This window comes from Psychromarinibacter sediminicola, from assembly GCF_029168335.1.
GTDB lineage: Bacteria > Pseudomonadota > Alphaproteobacteria > Rhodobacterales > Rhodobacteraceae > Psychromarinibacter > Psychromarinibacter sediminicola.
Genome location: NZ_JARGYC010000178.1, coordinates 1 through 1,947 on the forward strand (window position 1 = coordinate 1; position 1,947 = coordinate 1,947).

Here is a 1,947-nt window from a genome sequence, read left to right on the forward strand (position 1 = left end):
TCGCTGCGGAATGTCGAAGACCTGCTGCACGAACGTGGGATCGACGTGAGCCACGAAGCGGTCCGGTTCTGGTGGCACCGGTTCGGGCCGATGTTCGCCGCCGAGATCCGGCACCGCCGGATCACGGGAATGCGGTCGAGCCAGTGGCGATGGCACCCGGGCGAGATGGTCGTGAAGATCAACGGGGAGCGCCACTACTTGTGGCGGGCTGTCGACCATGAGGGCGAGGTGCTCGAGAGCTTCGTGACGAAGACCCGCGACAAGCAGGCGGCCCTGAAATTCCTCAGAAAATCGATGAAGCGCCACGGTCGGCCGGACTTCATAGTGACCGACCGGCTTCGGTCCTATGGCGCGGCGCTCAAGGAGATCGGTGCGGCCGATCGCCAGGAAACCGGTCGCTGGCTGAACAAACCGCGCCGAGAATTCCCACCTGCCATTCCGACGACGCGAGCGGGCGATGCAGCGGTTCCGGCGGATGCGAACATTGCAGAAATTCGCCTCCGTCCACGCCTCGGTCAGCAACCATTTCAACTCGGAGCGCAGCTTCTACTCCCGAGCCAACTTCAAGAAGAACCGTGCCGCCGCTCTCGCCGAGTGGCGCGGTCTCTGCGCGGCATAAGGGACAGCGTCACTGTCCAAGCCGAGACGAGTTGGAATCCCTCTGCCAGCACTTGCCGGTCGCCTTCATCTGCTTGGTCATAGCCAAGCACCCCGCCAAGATCGATCTTAGGTCAAACCAACCCTTGCGTAAACTGAGCCGTCCACACATGGCAGCACCTTTCGCATCTCTAAAAAAGGTGAAACTTATCCACTTTGTAGCTCGAGGGGCCGACGATGAGCGTTCATGCACTAGATAACAGGGAGGTTCGTTAATTGCGTACTAGGATACTAGGTCGCGGGCTGGCGGTCGCCGAGATTGGTTATGGTTGTATGGGCCTCGATCATCACCGCGGGCCGGCGGTGGATCACTCGGATGCTATAGCTCTGATTCGCTCTGCTTTCGATCAGGGCGTCACGCATTTCGATACGGCCGAAACCTATGGACCCTTTACGAACGAGGCGCTGGTCGGAGAGGCACTCGAACCGGTGCGCGACGAGGTCGTCATCGCCACGAAGTTCGGCTTCCGTGAGGGGCAACAGGATCTCGGCCTCGACAGTCGTCCGGAGCGCATCCGCCTCGTCGCCGAGGCGTCGTTGAAGCGGCTTCGCACCGACCGAATCGACATCTTCTACCAGCATCGGGTGGATCCCGCAGTGCCCATCGAGGATGTGGCGGGAACCGTTCGGGACCTCATTGCCGAGGGCAAGGTGGGGCACTTCGGCCTGTCCGAGGCCGGTCTCGACACCATCCGGCGTGCTCATCAGGTCCAGCCGGTGACTGTGCTTCAGAGCGAGTATTCGCTGTGGTGGCGCGAGCCGGAAGAGCTGCTGATGCCGGTTCTCGCCAAACTTGGCATCGGGCTTGTTGCCTTCAGCCCGCTCGGCCGCGGTTTCCTCACCGGCAGAATGGACGAGACGGTTTCCTTCGATGACCCAAATGACAGTCGCAAGAACAATCCGATCCTTTCAGCGGAGAACCGTTTGGCCAATCAGGCGGTGATCGACCTCGTGAACGACGTCGCTCAGCGCAGGGGTGCAACGCCGGCGCAGGTTTCGCTCGCGTGGTTGCTCACTCGCGGATCCTCGATCGTGCCAATCCCGGGCACCACCAAGCCAATTCGCCTGGCGGAGAACATTGCGGCCGCGGAGGTGGAACTCAGCGACGAGGAGGTGGCCGAAATCGACCGCCGTTTTGCAGCCATTGAGGTCCGCGGCGAACGCTTTAGCGGTTCGCTCGCAGCAGGGACCGCGCGCTAGAGCCTCGTGCGGAAAACCAGAGTCGGGGATTCCCATAAGGAAGGGTTTGTGATTCACTATATGTGGAGGTGGATCATGGGAAAACCGCTA

Annotated in this window: 1 protein-coding gene and 1 pseudogene; both read left to right on the top strand. The window is 61.2% G+C overall.

The features are described 5' to 3' along the window. Window positions 1–619: pseudogene (locus P1J78_RS24740) on the top strand (IS6 family transposase); the annotation flags it as partial. Between the two features lie 254 nt (window positions 620–873). Further along, a complete protein-coding gene (locus tag P1J78_RS24745) occupies window positions 874–1,857 on the top strand; it encodes an aldo/keto reductase (protein ID WP_275570038.1) in 984 nt (327 codons plus the stop codon). The last annotated feature ends 90 nt before the right edge of the window (window positions 1,858–1,947 follow it).